Genomic DNA, 22897 nt, shown 5'->3' on the forward strand with positions numbered 1-22897 from the left:
CTCCAGTTTACTTGCTTGACGAAGCAATTGCACTTCGTATAGTTGCTTCGCCAAGCAAGGACTCCACCGGGGGTCCGCCAGCGGAGGAGACGAAGATGACCAGGATCGGAATCATCATCGGCAGCACCCGGCCCGGACGAAACGGCGCAGCCGTGGCGCAGTGGGTGTACGAGATCGCCAAGCAACGCACCGACGTCGAGTTCGAACTCGTCGACCTGCTCGACTACAAGCTGCCGCACCTGGACGAGGTCTACCCGCCGTCCATGGGTCAGTACCAGCAGCCGCACACGCTGGAGTGGGCGGACAAGATCGCCTCGTTCGACGGGTTCGTCATCGTCACTCCGGAGTACAACCACTCGACGTCCGGCGCCCTGAAGAACGCGATCGACTTCCTCTACAAGGAGTGGAACAACAAGGCCGTCGGGTTCGTCAGCTACGGCTCAGTGGGTGGCGCCCGGGCGGTGGAGCACCTGCGGCTGATCGCCGGCGAGCTCCAGATGGCCGACGTACGCTCTCAGGTCGCCCTGTCGCTCTTCACCGACTTCGAGAACTTCAGCACCTTCAGGCCCAACGTTTTCCAGCGGGACGCGCTGAACACGACCCTCGACCAGGTCGTGGCGTGGAGTGAGGCCCTCGCGCCGCTGGGCGGCAAGTGATCACACTGCCGCCCGACAGCGATCTTCTGCCAGGCCGCCAGGACCCTGGACCAGCCCAGGGTCCTGGCGGCGCGTTCGTCACCGACCGTCACGATCGCTCCGCCGCGCAGGTGATGGTCAGATCGTGCAGGTGATGGTCAGATCGTGCAGTTGATCAGGACCGGCTCGGGGTGCAGGGTGACGCCGAAGCGGGTGTGTACGCCGTCGCGGATCTGCCGGGCGAGGGCGACCAGGTCGGCGGTGGCGGCCCGGCCGCTGCGGTTGGTCAGCGCCAGCGTGTGCTTGCTGGAGATGGCGACCCCGCCCGGCCCCGGGTGGCTCTTGCCGAATCCGGCCTTGTCGATAAGCCAGGCCGCGCTCAGCTTGACCATGTCGCCGGGGCAGGGCCAGGAGGGCGCCTCGCCCAGGTCCGCGGCGCGCTCACGGAACAGCTCGTACGCCGCCCGGTCCAGCACCGGGTTCGTGAAGAACGAGCCCACCGAGCGGGTGTCGGGGTCCGCGGCGTCCAGCACCATGCCCTTGCCGGCGCGCAGGCGCAGCACCGTCGCCCGGGCGTCGGCCAGCGGCACCTGGTCCCCCACCTCGACGCCGAGCGCGCGCGCCAACTCGGCGTAGCGCACCGGACCCGAGAGCGGCGAGCGGGCGAGCCGGAAGTCGACCGAGAGCACCAGCCAGCGGTCGCTGTACTTGAAGATGCTGCCCCGGTACGCGAAACCGCAATCGGCGGCGTCGATCCGGCCGACGGTGCCGTCCGTCCGGTCGTAGACCTCGACGCCTGTGATCGTCTCCGCGACCTCCTGGCCGTACGCGCCGACGTTCTGGATAGGTGTGGCGCCGGTGGACCCGGGCACGCCGGAGAGGCACTCCAGGCCGGACCAGCCGTTCGCCACGGTGGCGGCGACCAGTTCGTCCCACGGCTCGCCGGCCTCGACCCGTACGGTCACGGTGTCGGTGTCCTCGGCGACCACCCGCAGCCCACGCGATCGGACGAGCACCACCGTGCCGGGGAAGCCCGCGTCGCCGATGACGACGTTGCTGCCACCCGCGAGGATCAGCACCGGCTCGTCCCGGATGCCGGCCTCGCGTACGGCTCGTACTATCTCCTCGGCGCTGTTGCCCGGCACGATCCGGCCGGCCGGCCCGCCCATGCGCAGGGTGGTGTAGCCGGCCAGGGCATTCATGTCGGTCGCGTCGACTCCGGTCGTCGGCTGGGCGTAGACGTCTGACACACCCTTCACCCTAGGCTGAGGGGTAGCCGCGGCACTCACTGGTAGCCGGGTCACCCCCGGGAGGATGGCGATGAGCAGACTGCATGGCACGAAGGATTTCTGGATCGGCGCTCTCCGGATGGAGGGACCGGCCTTCGCCGCGGCGGTGGCCGAGGCGCCGCCGGAGACACCCGTGCTCTCCTGCCCCGGCTGGACCGTCGCCGACCTGACGCTGCACGTCGGCGCCTTCTACCACTGGGTCTCCTCGTTCGCCGGCTCCGGGGTCACCAGCGCTCCGGCGGAGCGCCCGGCGCAGGGCGCGCCGGACCCGGGCGTCACCGCGCTGGAGTATTGGCGGCAGGGGTACGACAAGCTGGTGGCCGTTCTCGAAGGGCTGGACCCGGAGGCCCCGGCGTGGAACTGGGCGCCGCAGCCGAAGCGGGCCGGTTTCTGGCCGCGCCGGGCGGCGCACGAGACCGCGGTGCACCGTTGGGACGCCCAGCTCGCCATCGCCGCCGGTGAGCCGGTCGAGGCGAAGCTCGCGGCCGACGGGGTGAGCGAGGTGCTGGACACCTGGCTACCGGCGGGCAAGCGGCGTACCCCTGGACAGTGGCACGGCGTGGTTCAGCTGGTCGCGGCCGACGCCGCACAGCAGTGGTACCTGCGGCTGCGCGGTGAAGGTGTGGCACTGCTGGACACCGACACCATCCTCGACCACGACGATCACCGTGCGCGGGCGCTGGTCAGCGGCACCGCCAGCGATCTGCTGCTCGCCCTCTGGGGCCGGGTCAGCTTCGACACCCTGGACGTGACAGGCGACCGTGGCCTGCTGGAGGGCCTGCGGGTCAGCTGACCTCCGGCCGCACGGTTAATGAGTCGAGGGTCAGGCGGCTCGCCGGTAGCCTGCCCGGGTGACCGGACCCCTACGCCTGATCCCCGGCTCTGGCCTCTCCGACGTCGCCGAGCACGCCTACGCGGCCGCCGTCGAACCACCGGCCCGGCTGATCTTCACCGCGGCGGTGCGTCACCATGGCTGACTTCCAGATCCGCCACGCCACTGCCGATGACGCGCCGGCCGTGGTGGCGCTACGTGCCCTCGTCCACCCGTACCTGGTACGCGGGGAGGCGTCGACCCGGAAGATGCTCTCCGAGCCCCCGGCGGGCGAGGACTGGACGGCCTTCGTCGCCGAGGTCGACGACCAGGTGGTCGGCTGGGTGTCGGCGTTCCGGAACATCCGGACGTCCGAGCCCGACTTCGGTGAGCTGTCCCTGCTGCACACGCATCCCGAGCAACGCCGTCGAGGCATCGGCACCGCCCTGCTGGACGCGGCGCTGGGTCACCTCCGCCCGCTCGGCGTACGCCAGGTCCGCACCTGGGCGCAGCCGGAGGCCCTTCCCTTCGCCCGCCGGCACGGCTTCACGCCGAGTCGCGAGCTGCGCTACTCGGCGCTCGAGCTGCGTCCGGCACCGGCGATGCCGGTGGCGCCACCGGGCGTGCGGTGGCGGGCGCTGGCCGACCTGGACCCGAGGCTCGTGTACGCGGCCGAGGTCGCTGCGGCCGCGGACGAGCCGGGCGACGTGTCCTCCGACGCGTTCACCTACGAGTACTGGCTCTGGGACGTGTGGGAGAACCTCGGCCTGGACAAGGCGGCGAGCACGGCCGCCGAGTCTGACGGCGAGGTGGTGGCGTTGAGCCTGGTCAAGCGGGACGGAGACCGGATGTGGTCGGACTACACCGCGACCGTGCCGAGCCACCGTGGGCGCGGGCTGGCCCGGCTGACCAAGCAGGCGGCCCTGCATCGGGCCGCGGCCGGTGGGGTACGGGTCGCGTACACCTCGAACGACGAGGCGAACGCGCCGATGCTGGCGGTCAACGCCCGGCTCGGCTACCGGCCGGTGGCCGCCCAGTGGTCCTGCCTGCGCGAGTTGACCTGAGGCCGGCGAACAGGTCGTCCTCGGGCAGGCTCACCCGGATCCGCGCCTCGGCCAGTTCGTAGTCCTCGGTCGGCCAGACGCGCCGCTCGACGTCACGTGAATGCGCGAAGAAGGGATGGGCCGGGTCGGTCTGAGTGGCGTGCGCGAGCAGTGCCTGATCGCGGGTGGCGAACTGGTCGGCGCACCGGACCCGGGTGGTCACCCGGGGCTCCGGCAGCTCGTCGGGCAGTTCCCGCAGCACCTCGTCCATCGCGGAGGGCAGACCCGCGGCCCGGGTCGCGTCGTGCAGCGCCTGGAACCAGGCCCGGCTGAAGGACACCAGGTAGTAGAGCTTCGCCACGGCCCAGGCCGGGCCCGCTCCGGGGTGGGTGGTCGGGTCGGCCGCCGCGTCGAAGGCGTACCGCGCGATCCGGTGGGCCATCACGTGGTCGGGATGCGGATATCCGCCGGTCGGGTCGTACGTCACCATGACCTGTGGCCGGAACTCGCGGATCTCCGCGACCAGCGGAGCCGCCGCGTCGGCGACCGGCAGCCGGGCGAACGCGTCGACCGGTAGGTCGGCGCCGTCGGCGGGCAACCCGGAGTCGACGAAACCGAGGAACCGCTGCCGTACGCCGAGCAGCGCCGCCGCCCGGGCCATCTCCTCCCGGCGGACCCGACCCAGGTCGGCGCGTACCTCCGGCCGGTCCATCGCGGGGTTGAGCACGTCGCCGCGTTCGCCGCCGGTGCAGGTCACCACCAGTACGTCGACCCCCTCCGCCGCGTACCGGGCGAGGGTCGCGGCGCCCTTGCTGGACTCGTCGTCGGGGTGGGCGTGCACGGCCATCAGTCGCAGGGATTCCGCCATGTCACTTCACCCCCGAGGCGAGCAGGTCGAAGGCGCGCGACCCGGCCTGGGCGAGGGCCTCGGCCAGGTGTCCCTCGTCGTGCCCGCCGCGAACCAACCGGAACGCCTCGTGGAAGAGCACCCGGTACGCCCCGGCGAGCTGCGCGGCGAGCAGCCGTGCCGTCAGGTCGTCCCCGGCCGTCGCCGGCTCGCCGGCGAGCTGCGCGGCGAGCGCCCGTTCGCGCAGTTCGAACAGTTCGCGCAGGCGAGCGGTGAGCGCTGGGCTCTCCTCCACCAGCTGGACGAAGGGTGCGCCGGCGAAGCCGACCACCGCCTCACGCCGCGCCACCGCGTCCTGGTAACGCCGGCGGAGCGCGTCCGGCACCGGTTCCCCGGTGGGCCGGTCGGCGGCGGTACGGGCCAGCAGCGCGACGAACTCGTCGGCGATGTCGAGGACCAGGTCCTCCTTGCGGGGGAAGTAGTTCGTCACCGTCATCTTCGCCACGCCGGACGCCGCCGCGATCTCCGCGATGGTCACCCGGTCGTAGCCGCGCTCCAGGAACAGCCGGGTCGCCACGTCCGAGATGGACTGCCGGGTCTGCTGCTTCTTGCGTTCGCGAAGGCTGCCGTCGGTACTCACGCCGGAAGCATACATGGCACGGACCTAAAAATAGGATTGCCCTAACAATAGGCCGGACCTAGCGTGGGTGACCGACCGAGAGGAGGACAGCAATGAACCTGCGCATCACCTGGTGACGCACGCCCCTCGGCCCGCCCGTGCCGCCCTGGCGCGGCGCGGGCCGGGGCTCAGCCCGACGCGGCGACCCGCTCGGCGGTCGCGTACGTGCCCGCATCGAAGAGAACCAGCCGGGCCTCGGTGACCCGCGCCGGAGTGGCCCCGCGCAGCACGGTCAACGCCTGCCGGACCGCGTCCTCGACGGGCCAGCCGTAGACGCCCGCGGAGATCAGCGGGTACGCGACGGTGGCCGCGCCCAGTTCGTCGGCGACAGCGAGGCTGTTGGTGTAGCAGTCACGCAGCAGCGACGAGCGGTCCTCGCTCGCCGACCAGACCGGGCCCACGGTGTGGATCACCCAGCGGGCCGGCAACCGCCCGGCCGTGGTGGCAACCGCCCGGCCGGTGGGTAGCCCCCGGCCATAGCGGGACGCGCGCAGCGCCCGGCACTCCGCCAGGATCTCCGGTCCGCCCTTGCGGTGGATGGCGCCGTCGACGCCACCGCCGCCGAGCAGCGACGAGTTGGCGGCGTTGACGATCGCGTCGACCTGCTGGGCGGTGATGTCTCCCTGGACCAGGGTGAGCCGCACTTCATCCCCTCTCTGTGGACTGCCCGAGCGAGCGCCGGGCCAGCAGCGTGGCACCGGCCACGGCGGCCGGCATGACGAGCACCGCGCCGAGTGGGATCAGGAAGCAGAGGAAGACCGCCACCCCGAAACCGAGCGCGGTGGGCCGGTCCGCCTTCAGCAGCGCCCGGCGCTCGGGCAGCCGCATGCCGCGCCGGTAGAAGGCCGCGCCGACCAGCTCGACGGCGAGGAGCCAACCACCGACCGCGGCCCCGACGACCGGGACCACGGTCTGACCGACCAGCGGAATGAAGCCGGCGACGAACAGCGGGACGCCGACGACGGCGGAGAACGCCATCAGGCGTACGGAGTCGGCGAGGCTGCGGCGCAGCGACGACCAGAAGGACACCTCCACCGCGCCCGGCGTGCCGCCGAGCCCGGCCTCCACCCGCTCGGAGATCGCCTCGTAGAAGGGGTCGCCGATGACGAGGGTGACCGCCGTGAAGGTGACCACGCCGAGCAGGCCACCGAGCCCGAGGATCGCCGCCCCGGCAACCACCCGCAACACGTTGCGCCAGGCTGACGACCAGTCGTCGGCGAACGGGGTGACCAGCGCGGCGAGGTCGTCGACGAACCAGACGAGGGCGGCGAACGCGGCGAGGTAGAGCACGCCGGAGATCAGCGCCGGCACGATGCCGAGAAGCATCAGCTTCGGGCTGCGTACGTAGAGGCCGACACCTCGCAGCAGCAGCCCCGCCCCGGAGAAGAAGCGGCTGGCGGCCCCGGTCACCGGGCGGGCGATGCTGATCACGTCCACGAACGCAGAGCCTAATCGGCCACCGGCACATCAACCGGTTGGTGGACCGGGAAGGTCATCCTCCGCCGCTCCTGATCGTCCCCGGCCGGTCGATGCCCCGCCGGGCCCACGCCACGACCCTGGGAGGTGCGAGAACACGGAGAAGGGCGGTGCGATGCCGGTCATCGAGGTGACCAACCTGCACAAGCGGTACGGCGATCTGGTGGCGGTGCGGGACGTGTCGTTCACGGTCGAGGCCGGAGAGATCTTCGGCGTGCTCGGACCGAACGGCGCCGGCAAGACCACCACGGTGGAGTGCGTGGCCGGGCTGCGCACCCCGGACGGGGGCGGGGTGTCGGTCCTCGGGCTCGACCCCCGTCGGGACGGGGCCCGCCTCCGCCAACGACTCGGAGTGCAGCTCCAGGAGAGTCAGTTGCCGGACCGGCTGCGGGTGGCCGAGGCGCTGGAACTCTACGCCTCGTTCTACCGGAACCCGGCCGACCCGGCCCGGCTGATCGACGACCTGGGGCTCGGCGGCAAGCGGAACACGCCGTACAAGAAGCTGTCCGGCGGCCAGAAGCAGCGACTCTCCGTCGCGCTGGCACTCGTCGGCAACCCGGAGATCGCCGTCCTCGACGAGCTGACCACCGGGCTCGATCCGCAGGCCCGACGGGACACGTGGGGGCTCATCGAACGCGTCCGGGAGCGCGGCGTGACGATCGTGCTGGTCACCCACTTCATGGAGGAGGCCGAGCGGCTCTGCGACCGGGTGGCCGTCATCGACGGCGGCCGCGTCGTCGCGTTGGACAGCCCAGGCGGCCTCGTGTCGCGCGTCGTACCCGAGCAGCGGATCCGGTTCCGGCCGTCGAGCCCGGTGGAGGATCACGTCTTCACCGACCTGCCGGAGGTGAGCTCGGTGACCCGCAGCGGCGGCCAGCTGGTGGTGACCGGCACCGGCGACCTGCTGCACGCGGTCACGGCTGTCCTGGCCCGCAACCAGATCGTCGCCGCCGACCTGCGGCTCGAACAGTCCACCCTCGACGACGCCTTCGTCGAGCTGACCGGGCAGCGGCCCGCCGACTGAGGGAGAACCGACATGCACGCCTTCGGACAGATCCTCAAGATCGAAACGAGACTCTACCTACGGGACTTCGCCTCGCCGCTGATCACCATCGCGTTGCCGCTCGCGCTGCTGGTGGTGTTCGGGTTGATCCCGGCCGGGCGCGAGCGGAATCCGCAGTTCGGCGACCGGGCCTTCATCGAGTACTTCGCTCCCTCGCTGCTGGTGATCACGCTCGCCATGGCGGCGGTGAACATCCTGCCCGTCGTGCTGGCCACCTACCGGGAACGCGGCGTGCTGCGTCGACTGGCCACCACGCCGGCCAGTCCGGCCGCGCTGCTCGCCGCCCAGCTGGTCATCTCGCTCGCCACCATCCTGGTCGGCGCCGTGCTGCTCATCGGCGTCGGCTGGCTCGCCTTCGACGTGCCGCTGCCCCGGCACCCGCTGGGCTTCACGTTGGCCCTCGTCCTCGGCACGGCGGCCCTGCTCGCGCTGGGGCTGCTGGTGGCGGCGGTCGCCCGCACGGCAAAGGCGGCGCAGGGCATGGCCGTGCCGGTGTTCATGGTGACCATGTTCTTCGGCGGGGTCTATCTGCCTCGGTTCCTGCTGCCGGACTTCCTGGTCCGGATCGGTGACTACACCCCACCCGGCGTGCAGGCGCTCCTCGACGCCTGGACCGCCGATGCACCACAACCGCTGCACCTCGCGATAATGACGGTGATCGCCGTGATCGCAGGCGCCACCGCGGCGAAGCTGTTCCGCTGGGAGTGAGCGAGGGCCCGATGACCAGCACCGCCGAGCAGGTCGACCGGCTGTCGGCCTGGGAGGCCCGGGAGGCGCGCCTACACCGGGTACTCCCGTACGTCGGGCTGGCCGTCGGGGCGCTGCTCACCACGGCCGCGCCGGCACCGCTGGGCCTCCCACTCGCCCCGCACCTGCTCGTCGCCGCGATCGCCGCGTGCTGGATCGCCTGGTTCGTCAACCTGCACCCCGGTTGGGCAGCCCGCCGCACGCTGATGTTCGTCTACTACGTCGGGCTGCTCGTACTCAGCGCCGTGCTGGTGCTGATCAGTCCCTGGTACGGCTTCTTCAGCTGGGCCGGCTTCCTGCACTCGTTGTTGCTGCCCGGCATATGGCGGTTCGTCGGGGTGGCCCTCTCGGCTGTCCTGGCGGCCACCGCGCAGGGCGGCGGCATGCCGGCCTCCCTGTCGCACTTGCTGCTCTGGTGCGTGCTGGTGCTGTTCAACCTGGGCGCGGCCGGTGCGATGGTCTGGTTCAGCAGCATCGCCGAGCGGCAGCACGCCAACCGCAAGCGCCTCGTCGACGAGCTGGCCGAGACGAACCGCCGGTTGGCCGAGACGATGCGGGAGAACGAGGGCCTGCACGCCCAACTACTCACCCAGGCCCGCGAGGCCGGGGTCACCGACGAGCGGCAGCGGATGGCCCGGGAGATCCACGACACGCTGGCACAGGGCCTCACCGGCATCATCACCCAGCTGGAGGCGGCCGGGCAGGCCCGCGACCGGCGGACCGACTGGCAGCGGCACGTCGACACCGCGATCGGCCTGGCCCGAGAGAGCCTCAGCGAGGCGCGGCGTTCGGTGCAGGCGGTGCGCCCCGAGGCGCTGGAGTCCGCCCGGCTGCCCGACGCGCTCGGCGAGCTGACCCGGCGGTGGTCGGCGATCAACGAGGTGCGCACCGAGGTGAGCATCACCGGCCACGCCCAGCCGCTGCATCCCGAGGTCGAGGTGACGCTGCTGCGCGCCGCGCAGGAGGCACTGGCGAACGTGGCCCGGCACGCGGCCGCGACCCGGGTCGGGCTGACCCTGTCGTACATGGCGGACGTGGTCACCCTGGACGTCCGGGACGACGGGATCGGCTTCGACCCGGACGCCCGACCCGCGCCTCGGCAGCCGGACGGCGGGTACGGCCTCACCGCGATGCGACAGCGGGTGACCGGGGTCGGCGGCGAGCTGACAGTCGAGTCCGAGCCGGGCGGCGGTACCGCCGTCTCGGCGTCCGTGCCCGCGCTTCCCGGAGGTGCCGGTTGACCGTCCCGGTACGACTGCTCATCGTCGACGACCACCCGGTGGTGCGGGACGGGCTGCGCGGCATGTTCACCGGCGACCCGGGCTTCGAGGTGGTCGGCGAGGCCGGTGACGGCGCGGAGGCGCTCGCGCTGGCCGCCAACCTGACTCCGGACGTGGTGCTGATGGACCTGCGGATGCCCGGCATGGACGGGGTGACGGCGATCGGTCGGCTTGCCCGCTCCGGCAGCGCCGCCAAGGTCCTCGTGCTGACCACCTACGACACCGACGCCGACGTGCTGCCCGCGGTCGAGGCCGGCGCGACCGGCTACCTGCTCAAGGACGCACCCCGGGAAGAACTGGTCCGTGCGGTACGCGCGGCCGCCCGGGGCGAATCCGTGCTCTCACCCGCCGTGGCGGGTCGGCTGATGGGACGGCTACGGGCCCCGGCCGAGGAGCCGCTCAGCCAGCGCGAGCTGGAGGTGCTCACCCTGGTGGCCCGTGGCTCGTCCAATCGGGAGGCCGCGGCCCAGCTGTTCATCAGCGAGGCGACGGTCAAGACCCATCTGCTGCACGTCTACGCCAAGCTCGGCGTCAACGACCGGGCCGCCGCGGTGGCGGCCGCGTACGACCGGGGCCTGCTCACCCCCGGCGGTCGGTGAGGCCACCGGGGCAGGATGGACGGGTGCGCGCGTCCCGGTTGATCTCCCTGGTACTGCTGCTACAGGCACGGGAGACGATGACGGCGGCCGAGCTGGCCAGGGAACTGGAGGTCTCCGAGCGGACCGTCTACCGGGACGTGCTGGCGCTCTCGGCCGCCGGGGTGCCGGTCTACGCCGACCGGGGCCGGGCCGGCGGCTACCGCCTGCTCGGCGGCTACCGGACCCGGCTTACCGGGCTGACCCGGGGCGAGGCGGAGGCGCTCTTCCTCGCCGGGCTGCCCGGGCCGGCCGGCGACATGGGGCTCGCCGACGCGGTCGCGTCCGCCGAGCTGAAGCTGCTCGCCGCGCTCCCGGCGAGCCTGCGCGACGCACCCGCCCGCACCGGGCAGCGATTCCACCTGGACGTGCCGGGCTGGTTCCGGGAGGCCGGCCCACCGCCGTGGCTCACCGAGCTGGCGGGAGCCGTCTGGCAGGACCGCACGGTCCGGCTGCGCTACCGGCGCGGCGACCGGGAGGTCGTCCGGCAGCTGGCCCCGTACGGCCTGGTGCTCAAGAGCGGCACCTGGTATCTGGTCGGCCGGGCCGGCGACGACCACCGGACGTACCGGGTCGATCGGGTCACCGACGTCGAGGTCGACACCGGGACGTTCGACCGGGACGAGAGCTTCGACCTGGCCGCGTACTGGCGGGAGCAGGCCGAGGCGTTCCTGCGGAGCATGCTCCGGGCCGAGGTAACCGTGCGGTTGAGCGCCGCCGGCCTGCGCGCGCTCCGGCACCTCGTCGACGCTCCCTTCGTGTACGACGAGGCCGTCGCCGCCGCCGACGGCCCCGACGGGCAGGGCCGGGTGGTGCTGCGGCTGCCCGTCGAGTCCGTCGAGGTGGCGTACGCCCAACTGCTCGCACTCGGCCCGGAGGTGGAGGTGCTCGACCCGCCGGAGCTGCGCACCCGGATGGCCGGGGCCGCCGAGCAGATGAGCCGGCTCTACACCGATCCGGACCCGGCCCCGCCGAGCGCGGACGGTCGGCGGTAGCCGGGGCGTCGCCGGTCGGCGTTAGCCGGGGACGTCGCCGTTCAGCCGGTCAGCGGTAGCCGGTGACGTCGGCGGGCCTGCCGGCGTCGACCACCTCACTGATGTAGCGGAAGGCGTCCGGCCGGCTGCCGTCGACGTCGGTGAAGCCGTACACCTGGGACAGCTCGCCGGCGGAGAGGGACCGGCCGCTCCAGCGGACCCTGTCCTCGTCAGCGGCCAGGGCGGCCACCGCGCGACCGACGAACGCCGGCGTCTCCGAGATGAGGAAGTGCGGATCCTTGGCCGCCCCGTCGCGCCAGTTCTCCTCGGTGACCCCGAAGTGCTCAAGCATGGACTCCGAACGGATCCAGCCGGGCGTGAGCGCGACAGCGGTGCCGCCGTGGGGCTTCAACTCGTGGGACCAGACGAAGGCGAGCCGGTTCACCGAGACCTTCGCCAGGTCGTAGAAGACCGAGAGCCGGTAGTTCTCGTCGTTGTACGCCTTCGTCCCGTCGCCGATCTCGACCACCAGCCCGCCGGGCCGGCGGATCAACAGTGGCAGCACGAAGTGGCTGGTGATGATGTGGGTGTCGACGGCGAGCCGCAGCGTACGCAGACCGGTCTCCAGCGGCTGCTTCCAGACCGGCTCGTGCCAGGTGACGAATGGGTCACCGCCCCAGATGTCGTTGACCAGCACGTCGAGGCGGCCCTGCTCGGCGTCGATCCGGGCGGCCAGGTCCCGCACCTGCTCGGGGACCAGATGGTCGACCACCACGGCGATGCCCTCGCCGCCGGCGGCGGTGACCAGTTCGGCGGTCTCCTCGATCGTCTCCGGGCGGTCCATCTCCGATCGGCCGGCCCTGCTGCTGCGACCGGTGGCGTAGACGGTGGCCCCGGCCGCGCCGAGCTGGACGGCGATCTGCCGGCCTGCTCCGCGGGTCGCCCCGGCCACGAGAGCGACCTTTCCTGTCAGCGGTTTCGTCATACGGCGAGACTGTCACCGATACCTGACAGCAAAAGTCCGGTTTTCCGATCGGCTGCCGTCCGTCATGATCCCCGCATGCACCTGCTGCTCTCCGGCATCGTCGGCTCGGTCGCGTACGGGCTGGCCGGGCCGGGCTCGGACACCGACCGGATCGGGATCTTCGCCGCGCCCACTGTCGCCTTCCACGGCCTGCACCCGCCGCGCGATTCGGTGGTCACCACCGATCCCGACGTGACGCTGCACGAGGCCCGGAAGTGGTGCCGCCTCGCCCTGAGCGCCAACCCGACCGCCACCGAGCTGGCCTGGCTGCCCGAGGAGTGCTACGAGACGCGTACCGGGTTCGGCGAGCGGCTCGTCTCCATCCGGTCGGCGTTCCTCAGCGCGCCCCGGGTCCGCGACGCCTACCTCGGGTACGCGTCCCAGCAGTTCCGGAAGTTGGAGGCACGCGGCGACGGCACGTCCTCCGCCGAGGTGCGCCGCAGGACCGCCAAGCACGCCCGCCACCTGGCCCGGCTGGTGCACCAGGGGCGGAAGCTCTACGCGAGCGGCGTGCTGGAGATCCGGCTCGAGGACCCGCAGTGGTTCCGGACGTTCGGTGAACGGGTCGCCGGTGGCGAGCTGGACGCGGCCCGGGCGCTGCTCGCCGAGGCCGAGCAGGACTTCGCCCGCGTCCGCACCCCGCTGCCGGACCGTCCCGACGAGGCGACCGTGGAGCGTTGGCTGCTCGACGTCCGCGCCGCCCACCTGCCGCGCTGACGCCACGGCGTGCCGGGTCACTGCACGTCGAACTCGTTGCCCTCGGGGTCGGCCATGGTGGTGTGCCGGCTGCCGTACTCGTCGACCTCGCGCAGCACTGTCGCACCGAGCGCGGTCAGCCGTTTCACCGTCACCTCACGGTCGGCCGGGCCGGCGTGCAGGTCGATGTGCAGCCGGTTCTTCGTCTGCTTGGGCTCCGGCACGGCCTGGAACAACAGCCGGCGGCCGAGCCCGGTGCCGCTGGCCGGGTCGACCGGGTCGTCCGGGTGGCGCACGGCGGCGAGCTGACGAAAGGCACGCCGTCCGTCGATCTCGACGTACGTCTCGGGGCCTATCGCACCGGTCTCGACCAACCGGTCGACGAGGACGCTGTTGTCCTCCAGTTCGTAGTCGAGCGCCGCCGCCCAGAACCGGGCCAGCGCGATCGGGTCCGCGCAGTCGATGACGAGCTTCCAGTTCAGGGCCATCGCGTCCGCACCTCCGCTCGGCGACCCGCCCAGCGCGGATCGTCCACGTAACCCTTTATAGTGGTTACGTGACGGACGACACAAGCGGACTCACCCTCGTCTCCTGGAACGGCACCCGCTACCGCTTCGACCCGGGTGCGCTCTGCCTGGAGTTCCTCACGACCGGCGGGCCCGGCCCGGTGGGCCGCCGCTACGAGGCCCTGCACCTCCCCGGCGACCTGGCCGGCTGGCTCGCGCTGTCCCGGCTTCGCCTCGACCCCGACCGGCTGGAGATCGACCCCGAGGAGCTGAGCACGGCCCGCCGGCTACGGGACGCGCTGTGGCGCCTGGTGTGCGCGCGTACCGGCGGCGGGCCACCGACCGACGACCCCGCCGACTTCGCCGCCACCCCCGCCGACCTGGCCACGCTCAACCAGGTCGCGGCCGGGGCGCCCCTCGCCCCCGAACTGACCGCCGGAGGGTCCCGGCAGTGGTCGCTCCCGGCGCGGGGCGGGCAGGCCCTCGCCACCATCGCCCGGGACGCGATCGACCTCTTCACCGGCCCGCACGCCGGGCGGATCCGCGAGTGCGGCGCCCACAACTGCTACCTCGTCTTCGTGGACACCTCGCGCCCCGGCCAGCGTCGCTGGTGCTCGATGGAACGCTGCGGCAACCGCCACAAGGTCAGGTCACTGCGCGCCCGCCGCGCCGCCGACTGAACGCCCGAAGGACCAGGTCAGTCGACGAGCCGGATGCGTACGCGCCGGTTCGCCCGGCCCTTGCTCTCCACCTTGACCACTTGCACCTTCCCGATGTGCCCGGTGGAGGCGACGTGGGTGCCGCCGTCGGCCTGCACGTCCAACCCGACGATGTCCACGATCCGCACCTCCTGCTCGTCCGGCGGAATGAGGTTGGACTGGGTACGGATGATGTCCGGCAGCGCCAGCGCCTCCACCCGGGGCAGCACCCGGACGACCACCGACCGGTCGGCGGCCACCTCGGCGTTGACCAGTTCCTCGATCCGCGCCTTGAAGTCCGCCGGCACCTCGGGAAGGTTGAAGTCCATCCGGGCCTCGCCGGGTTCCATGTTGCCGCCGGTGACCAGCGCGCCGAAGTCTCGGAACACCACACCGCAGAGCACGTGCAGGCCGGAGTGGGTGCGCATCAGCCGGGTACGCCGCTCGTCCTCCACCGCGCCGGTGACCGTGCTGCCCACCGGCGGCAGCGGATCACCCTCGGCGGGGATCAGCCAGAGGTCGTCGCCCTTGCGGGTCCCGACGATCCGGGTCTGTACGCCCTGCCAGAGCAGCACTCCGTGGTCGGGCGGCTGACCACCTCCGCCGGGGTAGAAGGCCGAGCGGTCGAGCACGATGCCCTGCTCCGGGTCGGCGTGCAGCACCGTGCACTCCCACTCGCGCAGGGTCGGGTCGGCGAGGTCCAGCCGGTGCGTCCGGCCGTGATGTGTGACACCCATGCCAGGGCAGGTTACCCGTTGAGAAAGCCGGAGATCCGCTCACGCAGATCGGCGCGTTCGGTCCAGAGAATGTTCGGCCGGTCGTACACGTGCAGGGTGGCCTGCGGGAGCGCGGCCGCGAGCTGCTCGGCGACCTCCACCGGGTGCAGGTCGTCGCCTGCGCAGGCGATCACCAACGCGGGCGCGGCGACCGCCGACAGGACCGCAGCGTCAGGCAGGGCGACCTGCTCCGGGAGGCTCGCCAGCCCGGGAGCGAGCCCGTCGCGGAGCAGCTGGTCCAGCCGCTGACGCAGGTACGCCCACCCGGCAGGCGTGTTACGGATCGCGGCCGGCAGCTCGACGCTGACCGCCTCCGCGACCGCCGAGGCGTCCCCGCTCTCGACCGCGTCGAGCAACGCGGTGAGCCGCTGCCGGGCCACCTCGCCGCGCGGACGGTCGAGCACGGCGGGCAGGAAGAACACCAGCCGCTCGAAGCGCTCCGGGCTCTGCGAGAGCAACCGGCAGAGCGCGCCGGCGCCGAGGCTGGCACCGAAGGCGCGGGTGGCGCCACTGAGATCGGCGATCGCCCGGACGTCCCGGGCCAGGTCGGCGTAACTCCACGTCCCGGGCGGCGCGTCCGAACGGCCGTGCCCGCGGAACTGGAAGAAGACCTTGCGGCCGGTGACTCCGCTGCCGAACGGCCTGGTGGTGGCGATGCCGTTGCCCAGCCCGTGCGCGAACACGGTGACCGGATCACCGGCGCCGGTGACCAGCCGCTCCAGCCGTACGCCGTGCGGCGTGGCGACCAGTTCGGTGTCCGGTTCGGGCAGGGCGGGACGGCCGGTCCGCGGAGCACCGGGACCGGGGCCCCACGTGCGCGGGCCGCCGTCCGGTGGCGGGGGCCAGCGGAAACCTCTCACCAAGACCCTCTGCCGTCGCTGATGTCACGCAGCCCGCCCCGTACGTCGAGCAGGTAGATGAGCGCGGCCGCGATGCCGATCAGTCCGAAGAGGCTGATCGGACCGAAGCCGAGCAGGGTGAGCACCAGACAGACCGCCAGGATCGCGATCCAGCCGCCCTTGGGCAGCGTGCCGATGGCGTTGAAGGCGTCGGACCGCTGGGTGATGGCGTGCACCAGGGCGACGCCTTGAATGATCAGCGCGAAGACGAGCAGAACGAGCTCGATCACGGTGCGGACTTCGAAGGCGAAGATCGGCGCGGCGTAGGCCATGACGGCAAGCTTATGTCGGCGACCCCGGATACGTCCGACAAGGACGCCTCCGGGGTCGCCGGCGCAGTGGATTACTCGGCGGCCGGGCGGGTCCGCTTGGTGGCCCGGGGCAGCTTCGCCGACGGCGTCTCGGCCGGCTTCGCCGCCTTGGTGGCCCGGGGCTTCCTGACCGGAGCGCCCTTGGCCTCGGTCTCGACGGCGGCCGGCTCACCCTCGACGATCTTCGCCACGTCGGCCGGGCTGGGCACCTCGGCCGGGGCGGTGACCTCGGTGGAGTTCGCCTCGGCGGGCCTTGCGGCGACCCGGGCCGGCTCGGTGTCGGACTCGGTCGCCTCGATGTCGGCGTTGACCGTCTCGGCGGCCTCCAGCACGCCGGCGCCTACCACGCGCTCACCTCGGGCGACCAGCGCGCCGTACGCGGCGAGCGCCCGCTCCTGCGCGACCTGCGCGCCGGCCAGGACGGCTGCCGCGTTGCGGGTGGCCGCCGCACGCAGCTTGTCCGGGTCGACCGCCGCACGCAGCTTCTCCAGGTCGGCCACCGCACGCAGCTTCTCCAGGTCGGCCACCTCACGCAGCCGGTTCAGGTCGAGGTCGCCCGCGGCGGCCTTCTCCCGGAGGGCGCTGGCGGTACGCAGCGTCTCGTTGGCTTTCTCGCGCAGCTCGAACCCGGTGACGACGGCCTTGCCGCCGAGATCGGCGACGACCCGGGTGCCGAGGTCGCTCACCACGGTGGGCAGCTTGCGCAGGTGCTGGAGCGCCAGCTCGCCCGCACCGGCGGCGGCGTAGATCGGGGCCGGAATGCGGTTGGTCTTCGGCTCTGTCATGACGTCTCCTCCTCGGCCGACTCCGCGGCCTTCTTCTCGGGGATGCTCGGCGGGGCGGGTGCGGGACCGGCCTCGGTGACCGTGACCGACTCGAGGACAGCCTCGGTAGGGGTGCCCTCCGATGTGGTGGGTCCGGTGGCGGCGGGGTTGACCAGTGCCGCCGACTCCGTCGGGGTGGCCGGCTGCCCCGCGGCGGGGGGTGGCTCGTTGGCCGCGGCGGCGGTCGCCTCGGCGAGGCGGACGTTCTCCCGGCGGAAGGTTTCGTAGATCTGGCTGAGGGACTGCTTCTGAGCCATCGTCAGGTCGGGGTCCACGGCGATGGCGGCGAGCACACCGTGCCCCTCCTTGTCGTCCAACAGCCCGGCCCGCAGGTACATCGCCGGGGTCGAGACCCGCAGGGCGCTGGCGAGCTGCTGCAGCACCTCGGCACTCGGCTTGCGCAGGCCGCGTTCGATCTGGCTGAGGTACGGGTTGCTGACTCCCGCCTGCTCGGCGAGCTGACGCAGCGAGATCTTCGCGTTGCGCCGCAGGTCGCGAATGAACCCGCCGATGTCGGGAAGGTCCTTGCCGGTGGCCATGACCCGACGGTAGCCCGGAGTGCTAGCTACTGCAAGCAAAACGCTTGCCGAAGTTAGCGGCATCTCAGCAATCAGCTTGCCTGATCGACCGCCTCCTGCCTACGGTGCTCCGATGACCAAGATCGAAGTGAACGGCGCCATGCTGGCGTACGACGACGCGGGCGCCGGCAACCCGGTGGTGCTGCTGCACGCCGGCATCGCGGATCGGCGGATGTGGCGGGCGCAGATCGACGCGCTGTCCACCCGGTACCGGGTGCTGGCCGTGGACCTGCGCGGCTACGGCGAGTCCGAGTTGCCGCCGGCGCCGTTCGCCCACCACGACGACGTGGCGGGCCTGCTGGACGCGCTCGGCCTGCCCCGCGCCGCGCTCGTCGGCTGCTCGTTCGGCGGCCGGGTCGCCGTGGACACCGCGCTCGCCCACCCCGACCGGGTCTCCGCGCTGGCACTCTTCGGCGCGCCCGTCTCCGGCAACGAATGGTCCGAGGAGACCGAGCAGCTCTGGGAGGACCTGGTCGGCGACGTCGACCCGGAGGACTTCGCGGCCACCGCCGCCGGCGAGGTGCGGTTCTGGGTGGTGGGCCCGACCCGCCGACCGGAGGACGTCGACCCCGAGCTGATCCGTTTCGCCGAGGAGATGGACCAGCGCGCCCTCGCGGCCGAACAGGCGCTCAGCGCCGTCGAGGTGGGCGAGCTGGACCCACCGGCGATCGACCGGTTCGCCGAGCTGGCCGTACCCGTGCTGGTCGGCACCGGCACCCATGACGTCGCGGACCTCCGCCGGCTCGCCGACCGCATCGCCGCCGAGGCACCGCAGGGCGTACGGATGCCGGACGTGCCGGACGCCGCCCACCTGGCCCCACTGGAGCGTCCGGAGCCGATCAACAAGGCGTTGCTCGACTTCCTGGCCTGACGCGCGCACACGCCGGCACCGCGCCCCTCGACCGGTACGCGGTCAGGGCACGCCAGTCCCGGTGACGCCAGCACCCCCGGCCGGTGAGCACCCCGGCTCAGAGCGAGCAACACCGCTCGCCCGGCCCGGCCGACGCTGCGCGCAACGCCCAGCACGGCTCGGCACGGCGCGCAACGCCCAGCACGGACGTGGCCCGGACGGCCCAGCGCGACGCGGCCGGCCCAGCGCGGCACGGCACGGCGCGGCCCGGCACGGCCGGCACGGCACGGCCGGCAGGGCACGGCCGGCACGGCACGGCCGGCCCAGCGCGGCACGGCACGGCCGGCACGGCACGGCGGGGCCGGCACGGCACGGCGGGGGAAGGCAGGCCAGATAGCAGTCGAGCGTGATACCCGAGAGGCATAAATATGCCTCTCGGGTATCACGCTTTCACGGACCTATGTATGTGTGTCGGGCCGAGCCGAACCTGGCCAAGCCGTGCCGGGCCAAGTGGGGGCCGGTCAAGCCAAGCCGGGTCAAGCGGGTCCGCGCCGAGCGGGCCAGGCCGAGCCGGGCCGGGCCGAGTCGAGCCGGGCCGAGCCGAGCCGAGCCAGGCCAGGCGGAGCCGAGCCGAGCCGGGCCGAGCCAGGCCAGGCCGAGCCAGGCCAGGCCGAGCCAGGCCAGGCCGAGCCAGGCCAGGCCGAGCCAGGGCGGGCCAGGCCGGGCCGGGCTCGCCGAACAACGCGGAGCCCATCGAAACCGCGCCGAGCCGGAGTGTGGCCTGCGGTTTCCGGTGCTACCAGACCGGACGGACCGCACCGACCGGCACGCCCCCGCCGAAGAGCGGCACCTCGGCGTACTCGGTGAGCACCGGCGCGTCGACGCCGAGCCGGCGCAGCGCGGAGACCAGCACCGGCATTCGGGCGCGGGCGGCACCGTCGTCGATCTTCAGGGCGACCGCACCCACGCCGGGAAGCGCCGCGGCGATCACGCCCTCCGCGCCGACCTTGGCGAGCAGACCCGGGATGCCACGCATCAGCCGGGTGTCGTCGGCCTGCGTACCGCCGACGATCTCCGGGTACGCCCGCATGGCGTCGGCCACCGTGCGCGGCAGCGAGCCGACCTCGGCAGAGACGACCCGGAGGAACGCCCCGGCCAGTCCGGTCAGCGAGACCGCGAGCACCGGCGCGCCGCACCCGTCGACGCCGACGGCCGCCACCTCCTCGCCGGTGAACTCCTCGATCGACTCCCGCAGCCGCTGCTGGAGCGGATGCTCCGGCCGCCAGTAACCGTCCAGCGGCCATCCCGCGGCGAGGCAGGTGAGCAGCATCCCGCTGTGCTTGCCGGAGCAGTTCATCTGGATCCGGGTGGGCCCGCCCCCGGCGCGTAGCACCGCCTCCCGGGCCGCCTCCCCGACCGGCAGGTCGGGCGGACAGTGCAGCGCCGACTCGTCCAGCCCGGCCCGGGCTAGCAACGCGCCGACCCGCTCCAGGTGGAACTCCTCACCCGCGTGGCTCGCCGAGACGAGCGCCAGATCGGCGGGGTCACTCAGCGACAGACCGGCGCGGAGCATTCCGATCGCCTGCATGGGCTTGCTGGAGGAGCGGGGGAAGATCGCCGAGGTGACGTCCCCGGCGGCGGCGACTGTCGCCCCCGACGCGTCGAGCACCACGACCGACCCGCGGTGCACCCCCTCAACGAACTCCGACCGGATCACCTCGGCGAGCGGCGCGCCGCCCTCGTACGTCTTTGCCACGCTGTGGACGGTACCGACGCGACGGTGGCCTCCGACGCCCGGGTGACCAGGTCGTCCGGCAATCTGTGACAGGAGTGCCGAACGGGGCTGGCCTTACAGGCCGAGTAGCTCGCGGGCCTCGACGGTGGTGAGCGGCGGGCGCTGGGCGAGCTGCGCGAAGCCGACCGCCCGGGCGACCAGCTGCATGTTGGACTCCACCGGCCGCCCCTTGGCGTACGTGACCGTGTCCTCCATGCCGACGCGCAGGTGCCCACCAGCGGAGAGCGAGGCGAGCAGGACCGGGAGGGTGCTGCGACCGATGCCGGTGGCCGAGAAGGTGGTGCCCTCCGGCAGGTCCCGCAGCATCTGCCGCGCGGCGACCAGCGTCTCGGTGTTGCCCGGCATCCCCCCGGGCACGCCCATCACGAAGTCGACGTGCACGTGCCCGCCGTGCGGCAGGCCGTACTTGCCGAGCAGGCGCTGGAGCGCGGTCAGGTGGCCGAGATCGAAGATCTCGTACTCCGGCACGATGCCGCGCTCCTGCATGCGGGTGTGCAGGTCGACGATGAACTCCCAGCGGTTGAGGAAGACGTCGTCACCGAAGTTGACGGTGCCCATCGTGCAGGAGGCCATGTCGGGTGCGGCGTCGAGCACCGCGAGCCGGTCCGACTCCGGGTCGGTGACCGCGCCACCGGAGGAGAGCTGGACGATCAGATCGGTGCGCTCCCGCAGCGCCGCCACCGTGTCGCGCAGCCGGCCCAGGTCGAGGGTCGGCTTCGCCTCGCCGTCCCGGATGTGGACGTGGATCACGGCGGCCCCGAGCGCCTCGCACTCCTTCGCGGTGAGCAGCAACTCGTCGAGAGTCACCGGCAGCGCCGGAACCTCCGCCTTGGCCGACTCCGCGCCGGTCGGGGCAACCGTGATCAACGTCCCTGTGGTCATGCCGGGATCGTAGACGCCGAGGTCAGTCCGGGTCGATGGCGGTCGCGATGTTTCCGATCATGAGGCGGGCATCCTCGGGGACGTTGCGCTTGACCACCGCGAGGGCGATCTGACCCAGCTCGTAGTGGTGCACGGCGGTGCCGACGAAGCCGACCGCACGGTCGTCGAGCGTCACCGGGGTGCCGGCGGCCGGCGGCTGGTCGGTGCTCACCCCGTCCAGATGCAGCAGGACGAGGCGACGCGGCGGCCGCCCCAGGTTGTGTACCCGGGCCACCGTCTCCTGGCCCCGGTAGCAGCCCTTGTCCAGGTGCACCGCCGGGCCGATCAGGTTCACCTCGGCGGGAATCGTCCGGTGGTCGGTGTCCACCCCGACCCGGGGCCGCCGGGCGGCCACCCGGATCGCCTCGTACGCCCACAGCCCGGCGACCGGCACGCCCGCTCCACGCAGCTCGGCGACCACCTGGTCCATCGTCTCCCGAGGTACGAGCAGGTCCACCCCGAGCGGCACCCGGCGGGCCCAGCCACCGGCGGGCAGCGGCCGCACCGCGTACCGTGCGGTGGGCCGTGGAGGCACCTCGCCGCGACGGAACTTCGGACCGGGTACCGCGACCGCGTCGGGTGCCGCCAGTCCGGTCACGCCGAGCGTCTCGAGCGCCCCGGACGCCTCCGGCCCGACCAGGGAGAGCAGCGCGTGATCCGCTGTCGCGTCACGCGGCTCGACCTTGCTGAAGAAGCGCATCCGCTCCAGGTACGACAGCAGCCCGGTGGTGGCGCCGGGCTCGGTGTCCAGCCAGGTGGTCACACCGTCCTCGGCGACCAGGGCGTGCTGCTCGATGTGCCCGTGCGGGGAGAGCACCAGCAGTTCCGTCCCCTCACCGGCGGCGAGGTCGGCTAGGTGCTGCGAGGTCAGCGTGTGCAGCCAGCTCGCCCGCTCCTCGCCGGGCACCGCGATCACCCCGCGATGCGACCGGTCCACCAGGCCCACGGCGGTGTCCAGCGCACGTTGCTCCCGCATCGGATCGCCGTAGTGCGCGGCGACCCCGCGCACCCCGGCCGCGGCGTGCGCCGGCTCGGGCTGGTCGCGGCTGGCCTCGTCGATGCTCTCGACGGCCACCGCGCCCGCGATGTCGATCATCCCTGGTCCCCGTTCTCGCAGCTGCCGCAGACACCGAAGAGTGACACGTGCCCGATGTCCACCCGAAAACCACGTTGCCTGGCGAGTTGGTCGGCGAGCGGCCGGATCAACTCGGGGTCGAACTCGTCGATCCCGCCGCAGTTGCGGCAGACGAGGTGGACGTGCTGGTGCTCACCAGCCGTGTGGTAGGTCGGCGAGCCGTGCGAGAGGTGCGTGTGGGTCACCAGGCCGAGCCGTTCCAGCAGCTCCAGCGTGCGGTAGATGGTGGTGATGTTCACCCCCGCGGCCACCTCGCGGACCGCGGTGTGCACCTGCTCCGGCGTGGCGTGCCCGAGGTCCAGCACCGCCTGCAGGACGAGCTGCCGCTGCGCCGTCAGCCGCAGGCCGCGGGAGCGGAGCATTTCCGCGAGGGAGGACTCGGACACCGTCCGATCATAGTTCGCC

28 protein-coding genes are annotated in these 22897 nt (G+C 72.5%); 12 read left to right on the forward strand and 16 right to left on the reverse strand.

Annotated elements, in window-relative coordinates; genetic code table 11:
- Nucleotides 1-95 precede the first annotated feature (95 nt).
- On the forward strand, nt 96-656 hold the full coding sequence (locus BXA10_RS01950) for an NADPH-dependent FMN reductase (RefSeq protein ID WP_076466827.1): 561 nt from the start codon (nt 96-98) through the stop codon (nt 654-656).
- 137 nt (nt 657-793) lie between these two features.
- On the opposite strand, the gene BXA10_RS01955 is transcribed toward BXA10_RS01950, so the two are convergent.
- The gene (locus BXA10_RS01955) at nt 794-1885 is read right to left on the reverse strand and encodes a UDP-N-acetylmuramate dehydrogenase (protein ID WP_076466830.1); all 1092 of its coding nucleotides are present in this window, start codon (nt 1883-1885) and stop codon (nt 794-796) included.
- A gap of 70 nt (nt 1886-1955) precedes the next feature.
- Here BXA10_RS01955 and BXA10_RS01960 point away from each other — a divergent pair, with 70 nt between their 5' ends.
- From BXA10_RS01960 to BXA10_RS01965, 3 genes are read left to right on the forward strand one after another with little or no spacing between them, the layout of a single operon-like run.
- Nucleotides 1956-2717, forward strand: coding sequence for a maleylpyruvate isomerase family mycothiol-dependent enzyme (locus tag BXA10_RS01960; RefSeq protein ID WP_076466833.1), 762 nt, complete (start codon nt 1956-1958; stop codon nt 2715-2717).
- A gap of 58 nt (nt 2718-2775) precedes the next feature.
- Nucleotides 2776-2901 (forward strand): hypothetical protein, encoded by a 126-nt coding sequence (locus BXA10_RS32380; RefSeq protein ID WP_281251404.1) that lies wholly within the window; start codon nt 2776-2778, stop codon nt 2899-2901.
- Nucleotides 2894-3799, forward strand: coding sequence for a GNAT family N-acetyltransferase (locus tag BXA10_RS01965; protein ID WP_076466835.1), 906 nt, complete (start codon nt 2894-2896; stop codon nt 3797-3799). The genes BXA10_RS32380 and BXA10_RS01965 overlap by 8 nt, the downstream gene beginning before the upstream one ends.
- On the opposite strand, the gene mca is transcribed toward BXA10_RS01965, so the two are convergent.
- The 4 genes from mca to BXA10_RS01985 all read right to left on the reverse strand — a co-directional run bounded on the left by mca (nt 3735) and on the right by BXA10_RS01985 (nt 6741).
- Nucleotides 3735-4646, reverse strand: a complete 912-nt coding sequence (gene mca / locus BXA10_RS01970) for a mycothiol conjugate amidase Mca (protein WP_175649079.1) — start codon at nt 4644-4646, stop codon at nt 3735-3737. The genes BXA10_RS01965 and mca overlap by 65 nt on opposite strands.
- A gap of 1 nt (nt 4647) precedes the next feature.
- Complete coding sequence (locus BXA10_RS01975) at nt 4648-5265, reverse strand: TetR/AcrR family transcriptional regulator (protein WP_217696717.1); 618 nt, start codon at nt 5263-5265, stop codon at nt 4648-4650.
- Between the two features lie 167 nt (nt 5266-5432).
- Nucleotides 5433-5948, reverse strand: coding sequence for an O-acetyl-ADP-ribose deacetylase (locus BXA10_RS01980; protein ID WP_076466839.1), 516 nt, complete (start codon nt 5946-5948; stop codon nt 5433-5435).
- Between the two features lies 1 nt (nt 5949).
- Nucleotides 5950-6741, reverse strand: a complete 792-nt coding sequence (locus BXA10_RS01985) for an EI24 domain-containing protein (RefSeq protein WP_076466841.1) — start codon at nt 6739-6741, stop codon at nt 5950-5952.
- A 154-nt stretch (nt 6742-6895) separates the two neighbouring features.
- Between BXA10_RS01985 and BXA10_RS01990 the strand changes: the two genes are divergently transcribed.
- From BXA10_RS01990 to BXA10_RS02010, 5 genes are read left to right on the forward strand one after another with little or no spacing between them, the layout of a single operon-like run.
- On the forward strand, nt 6896-7804 hold the full coding sequence (locus tag BXA10_RS01990) for an ABC transporter ATP-binding protein (RefSeq protein WP_076466843.1): 909 nt from the start codon (nt 6896-6898) through the stop codon (nt 7802-7804).
- Nucleotides 7805-7816: 12 nt separating this feature from the next.
- Nucleotides 7817-8551 (forward strand): ABC transporter permease, encoded by a 735-nt coding sequence (locus BXA10_RS01995; protein ID WP_076466845.1) that lies wholly within the window; start codon nt 7817-7819, stop codon nt 8549-8551.
- Between the two features lie 11 nt (nt 8552-8562).
- Nucleotides 8563-9831, forward strand: a complete 1269-nt coding sequence (locus tag BXA10_RS02000) for a sensor histidine kinase (protein ID WP_076467344.1) — start codon at nt 8563-8565, stop codon at nt 9829-9831.
- Nucleotides 9828-10469, forward strand: coding sequence for a response regulator (locus BXA10_RS02005; protein ID WP_076466847.1), 642 nt, complete (start codon nt 9828-9830; stop codon nt 10467-10469). Before BXA10_RS02000 ends, BXA10_RS02005 begins: the two co-directional genes overlap by 4 nt.
- 23 nt (nt 10470-10492) lie before the next feature.
- Entirely contained in the window at nt 10493-11500 is a 1008-nt protein-coding gene (locus BXA10_RS02010) for a helix-turn-helix transcriptional regulator (RefSeq protein ID WP_076466849.1), read from the forward strand.
- A 49-nt stretch (nt 11501-11549) separates the two neighbouring features.
- Here BXA10_RS02010 and BXA10_RS02015 read toward each other — a convergent pair whose 3' ends face one another.
- A complete protein-coding gene (locus tag BXA10_RS02015; RefSeq protein WP_076466851.1) occupies nt 11550-12464 on the reverse strand; it encodes an SDR family oxidoreductase in 915 nt (304 codons plus the stop codon).
- Between the two features lie 75 nt (nt 12465-12539).
- On the opposite strand from BXA10_RS02015, the gene BXA10_RS02020 reads away from it, so the two are divergent.
- Nucleotides 12540-13220, forward strand: a complete 681-nt coding sequence (locus BXA10_RS02020) for a nucleotidyltransferase domain-containing protein (protein WP_076466852.1) — start codon at nt 12540-12542, stop codon at nt 13218-13220.
- 17 nt (nt 13221-13237) lie between these two features.
- Here BXA10_RS02020 and BXA10_RS02025 read toward each other — a convergent pair whose 3' ends face one another.
- Nucleotides 13238-13687, reverse strand: a complete 450-nt coding sequence (locus BXA10_RS02025) for a VOC family protein (protein ID WP_076466854.1) — start codon at nt 13685-13687, stop codon at nt 13238-13240.
- 68 nt (nt 13688-13755) lie between these two features.
- On the opposite strand from BXA10_RS02025, the gene BXA10_RS02030 reads away from it, so the two are divergent.
- Nucleotides 13756-14385 (forward strand): CGNR zinc finger domain-containing protein, encoded by a 630-nt coding sequence (locus BXA10_RS02030; RefSeq protein ID WP_076466857.1) that lies wholly within the window; start codon nt 13756-13758, stop codon nt 14383-14385.
- A gap of 17 nt (nt 14386-14402) precedes the next feature.
- On the opposite strand, the gene BXA10_RS02035 is transcribed toward BXA10_RS02030, so the two are convergent.
- The 5 genes from BXA10_RS02035 to BXA10_RS02055 all read right to left on the reverse strand — a co-directional run bounded on the left by BXA10_RS02035 (nt 14403) and on the right by BXA10_RS02055 (nt 17752).
- On the reverse strand, nt 14403-15140 hold the full coding sequence (locus tag BXA10_RS02035) for an alanyl-tRNA editing protein (RefSeq protein WP_076466859.1): 738 nt from the start codon (nt 15138-15140) through the stop codon (nt 14403-14405).
- An 11-nt stretch (nt 15141-15151) separates the two neighbouring features.
- Nucleotides 15152-16039, reverse strand: a complete 888-nt coding sequence (locus BXA10_RS02040) for an alpha/beta fold hydrolase (RefSeq protein ID WP_076466862.1) — start codon at nt 16037-16039, stop codon at nt 15152-15154.
- Nucleotides 16036-16350: a DUF2516 family protein gene (locus BXA10_RS02045; protein ID WP_076466865.1), complete on the reverse strand. Its 315-nt coding sequence runs from the start codon at nt 16348-16350 to the stop codon at nt 16036-16038. The genes BXA10_RS02040 and BXA10_RS02045 overlap by 4 nt, the downstream gene beginning before the upstream one ends.
- 71 nt (nt 16351-16421) lie before the next feature.
- Nucleotides 16422-17174: a hypothetical protein gene (locus BXA10_RS02050; RefSeq protein WP_076466868.1), complete on the reverse strand. Its 753-nt coding sequence runs from the start codon at nt 17172-17174 to the stop codon at nt 16422-16424.
- Nucleotides 17171-17752, reverse strand: a complete 582-nt coding sequence (locus BXA10_RS02055; protein ID WP_076466870.1) for a helix-turn-helix domain-containing protein — start codon at nt 17750-17752, stop codon at nt 17171-17173. The genes BXA10_RS02050 and BXA10_RS02055 overlap by 4 nt, the downstream gene beginning before the upstream one ends.
- Nucleotides 17753-17864: 112 nt before the next feature.
- Here BXA10_RS02055 and BXA10_RS02060 point away from each other — a divergent pair, with 112 nt between their 5' ends.
- Nucleotides 17865-18662, forward strand: coding sequence for an alpha/beta fold hydrolase (locus tag BXA10_RS02060; protein WP_076466872.1), 798 nt, complete (start codon nt 17865-17867; stop codon nt 18660-18662).
- A 775-nt stretch (nt 18663-19437) separates the two neighbouring features.
- Here BXA10_RS02060 and BXA10_RS02065 read toward each other — a convergent pair.
- The 4 genes from BXA10_RS02065 to BXA10_RS02080 all read right to left on the reverse strand — a co-directional run bounded on the left by BXA10_RS02065 (nt 19438) and on the right by BXA10_RS02080 (nt 22854).
- Nucleotides 19438-20397 carry an asparaginase gene (locus BXA10_RS02065; protein WP_175649080.1) on the reverse strand — a complete coding sequence of 320 codons (960 nt, stop codon included), beginning with the start codon at nt 20395-20397 and terminating at the stop codon, nt 19438-19440.
- Nucleotides 20398-20490: 93 nt separating this feature from the next.
- Nucleotides 20491-21318: a beta-keto acid cleavage family enzyme gene (locus BXA10_RS02070; RefSeq protein ID WP_076466876.1), complete on the reverse strand. Its 828-nt coding sequence runs from the start codon at nt 21316-21318 to the stop codon at nt 20491-20493.
- Between the two features lie 22 nt (nt 21319-21340).
- Nucleotides 21341-22453, reverse strand: a complete 1113-nt coding sequence (ygfZ, locus tag BXA10_RS02075) for a CAF17-like 4Fe-4S cluster assembly/insertion protein YgfZ (RefSeq protein WP_076466879.1) — start codon at nt 22451-22453, stop codon at nt 21341-21343.
- Nucleotides 22450-22854, reverse strand: a complete 405-nt coding sequence (locus BXA10_RS02080; RefSeq protein WP_076466881.1) for a Fur family transcriptional regulator — start codon at nt 22852-22854, stop codon at nt 22450-22452. The genes ygfZ and BXA10_RS02080 overlap by 4 nt, the downstream gene beginning before the upstream one ends.
- Nucleotides 22855-22897 lie beyond the last annotated feature (43 nt).

Origin of the sequence: Micromonospora avicenniae (assembly GCF_900156065.1) — a bacterium.
GTDB lineage: Bacteria > Actinomycetota > Actinomycetes > Mycobacteriales > Micromonosporaceae > Micromonospora > Micromonospora avicenniae.